At 72.2% G+C, this 3199-nt stretch carries 3 protein-coding genes and 1 pseudogene; all 4 read left to right on the top strand.

Going from position 1 to position 3199, the window contains the following annotated elements:
* Positions 1 to 56 precede the first annotated feature (56 nt).
* Positions 57 to 1091, top strand: coding sequence for a FecCD family ABC transporter permease (locus ACOADB_RS10740; RefSeq protein ID WP_378598048.1), 1035 nt, complete (start codon positions 57 to 59; stop codon positions 1089 to 1091).
* Positions 1088 to 2137 carry a FecCD family ABC transporter permease gene (locus ACOADB_RS10735; protein ID WP_378598046.1) on the top strand — a complete coding sequence of 350 codons (1050 nt, stop codon included), beginning with the start codon at positions 1088 to 1090 and terminating at the stop codon, positions 2135 to 2137. Before ACOADB_RS10740 ends, ACOADB_RS10735 begins: the two co-directional genes overlap by 4 nt.
* On the top strand, positions 2134 to 2946 hold the full coding sequence (locus ACOADB_RS10730; protein WP_378598044.1) for an ABC transporter ATP-binding protein: 813 nt from the start codon (positions 2134 to 2136) through the stop codon (positions 2944 to 2946). The genes ACOADB_RS10735 and ACOADB_RS10730 overlap by 4 nt, the downstream gene beginning before the upstream one ends.
* A gap of 40 nt (positions 2947 to 2986) precedes the next feature.
* Positions 2987 to 3199 (top strand): annotated as a pseudogene (locus ACOADB_RS10725) (iron-siderophore ABC transporter substrate-binding protein); the annotation flags it as partial.

Genomic DNA, 3199 nt, shown 5'->3' with positions numbered 1-3199 from the left:
CGGTTGCTGCGCAACCTCCTCGACCAACGTTGTCCCCGGTGTGGGATTGTTAGGTTATGCATACCTTGGTCACGGCGCCGGCTGCGGTGCGTGGCGACGTCACCTCCGGTGCTGCACGCGGCCGGGTCCTGGTGCTCGCGGGTGCCGTCCTGCTCCTGCTGGTCGGTGTGGTGCTGAGCCTGGCGCTGGGCGTGCGCGAGGTTGCTGTCGGCGAGTCCTGGCGTGCGCTGACCGATCCGGTCGCGGGCAACGTGGACCACGCCGTGATCCGTGGGCAGCGGGTGCCGCGCACGATCATCGCGCTGCTCGCCGGTGCCGCCCTGGGGTTGGCCGGCGTGCTCGCCCAGGGGATCACCCGCAACCCGCTGGCCGACCCCGGCCTGCTCGGTCTCAACGCCGGGGCTGCCCTCGGCATCGTCATCGCCGCGACGACCTTCGGCGTCATTTCGCCGGTCGGGGCCGTGTGGTTCGCCTTCCTCGGCGCGGCGATCGCTGCGCTCACGGTCTTCGCCATCGGGCACGGGCGTCCCGTGCAGCTCGCGCTCGCCGGAGCGACGCTCACCGCGCTGCTCACCCCGATCTCGAACCTCGTCCTGTTCCGTGACGTCGACGCGTTCAACAGCCTCCGGTTCTGGGCGGTGGGCGCCCTCAACGGGCGCGACCTCGCCGCCGTCGAGGTGCTGTGGCCGTTCATCGCGGTCGGCGCGGCCATCGCGTTGTTCTCGGCGCACCGCCTCAACGGCCTGGCGCTCGGCGACGACGTCGCCGCCGCCCTGGGCCAGGGTGTCGGGACCACCCGCGCGATCGCCGGCCTGGCCATCATCTGCCTCGCGGGTACGGCGACCGCGCTCGCCGGTCCGATCGCACTCGTCGGCCTCGCGGTCCCGCACGCCGCCCGGCGCCTGGTCGGCACCGACTACCGCTGGATCGTCCCGCTGTGCGCGCTGCTCGGTCCGGTGATGCTGCTGACCGCCGACATCGTCGGTCGCCTGGTCAAGGCCGACGAGCTCGAGGCGGGCGTGGTGGCTGCCATCATCGGGGCACCGGTGCTGATCGCCGTGGCCCGCGGCCGACGGGTGGCCGGCCTGTGAGCACCACGGTGACCGACCTCGACCTCAGCACGATCACCCGCATCCGTCGACGCCACCGCCTGCGCACCCTCGTGGTCGTCGCGGTCGGGGTGGCCCTGTGCCTGGGCCTGCTCCTGATCACCTTCGGCCTCGGTGCGGCGGGTGTCCCGCCGGAGCGCTCCTTCCCGGCGTTGTTCGGGGTCGGGGACCGGTTCGACCTGCTCGTCGTCCAGGACCTGCGCCTGCCGCGCGGACTGGCCGCGATCATCGCGGGCCTCGCCTTCGGCCTGGCGGGGGCGTTGTTCCAGTCGACGTTGCGCAACAACCTGGCCAGCCCGGACATCCTCGGGATCTCCGGGGGAGCGTCGCTGGGTGCGGTCACCGCGGTGGTCGGGTACGGCGCCTCCGGTGTCGCCGTGAACCTCGCTGCCGGTGCAGGTGCGCTGGCAGCGGCGGTGGCGATCTGGGTGCTCGCCTGGCGCAACGGCCTCCACGGCATTCGTTTCGTACTGGTCGGCGTCGGCATCGCCTATCTGTGCGGCTCCCTGATCTCCTGGCGGCTCGCGGAAGCCGACGAGCGGGAGGGCGGGACCGTGCTGCTGTGGACCATCGGCAGCGTCGCGGACGTCCGCGACGGCACGCTCGGCACCCTCGCCCTCGGTGTCGCGGCGCTGGCGCTGCTGACGGTGCCGATCGCGCGCCAGCAGCGTGCTCTGGCCCTCGGTGACGAGCATGCGCAGGGACTGGGGCTCGGGCCGACGCAGTCACGCGTGCTGGCGTTGTTGATCGGGGTCGGCCTGGTCGCGTTGGCGACGGCCGTCGCGGGTCCGATCGCGTTCGTGGCGCTGGTCGCCCCCGCGATCGCGCGCCGCCTGGTCGACGACGGAGGTCCCGCCCTGGTCGCCTCCAGTGTGGTCGGCGGCGCGCTCACGATGCTCTCGGACGTCGTGGGCCAGTACTACCTCCCCGGAGGACTCACCGCCCCGGTCGGCATCGTGACCGGGCTCGTCGGCGCGCCGTACCTGTTGTGGCTGCTGGCCCGAAGCGATCGAAAGGCGACCGTATGAGCACCGCGATCACCGCCGAGGGCGTGTCCCTCGGCTACAAGGGCCGCCCGGTCATCGAGGGCCTCGACCTCGCGCTCCCGCCCGGGAAGGTGACGGCGATCGTCGGACCCAACGCGTGCGGCAAGTCGACGCTGCTGCGCGGCCTGGCCCGCCTGCACCCGCTCTCGGGTGGGAAGGTCAGCATCGACGGCAAGGACATCGGCGCCCTGTCGCGACGCGACCTCGCGCGCCTGGTGGGCGTCCTGCCCCAGACGTCGATCGCGCCGGACGGCGTCCGGGTCGCCGAGCTCGTCGGCCGGGGCCGGTTCCCGCACCAGGGCTGGTTCGGGCGGCACAGCAGCAACGACGACGCCGTCGTGATGCGGTCGCTGGAAGCCACGGGTCTGGCCGACCTTGCCGAGCGCCGCCTCGAGGAGCTGTCGGGCGGGCAGCGCCAGCGCGTCTGGATCGCGATGGTGCTCGCCCAGGAGACCGACGCGGTCCTGCTGGACGAGCCGACGACGTACCTCGACGTCACCCACCAGCTCGAGCTGCTCGACCTGCTCAGTGACCTCAACGAGGAGCGCGGCACCACCGTGGTGATGGTGCTGCACGAGCTCAACCACGCCGCCCGGTACGCCGATCACGTGGTCGTGATGTGCGGTGGCCGGGTCGCCGCCCAGGGGGCGCCGGGCGACGTACTGACCGCCGACTCGGTGCGCGAGGCGTTCGGCCTCGACGCGGAGGTGATCGTCGATCCGGTGACCGGCGGCCCCCTCGTCGTACCCAAGGGGCGGACCAGGCGGGGAGTCAGCAGTCTCTTAGGTTAGGCTTTCCTTATCCCAACCCCGAGAGATTGAGGAGAGACACGTGCGTACACGTGCCTTCCGCCGGACCACTGCGCTCGTCGCAGGTCTGGCCACCGTGCTGGCCCTGGCTGCCTGCGGCCAGGAGAGCGACGACAAGGACTCCGGTACCACCACGCTGGAGGCCACCGACTCGTTCCCGATCACCATCGAGCACGCCTTCGGCAAGACCGAGATCACGGAGGAGCCCCAGCGGGTGGCGACGTGGGGCTGGGGT

This window comes from Nocardioides sp. CPCC 206348, from assembly GCF_048654705.1.
Taxonomy (GTDB): domain Bacteria; phylum Actinomycetota; class Actinomycetes; order Propionibacteriales; family Nocardioidaceae; genus Nocardioides.
Note: the sequence above shows the minus strand (reverse complement) of the source record. Positions and strands in the feature narration are given on the sequence as shown.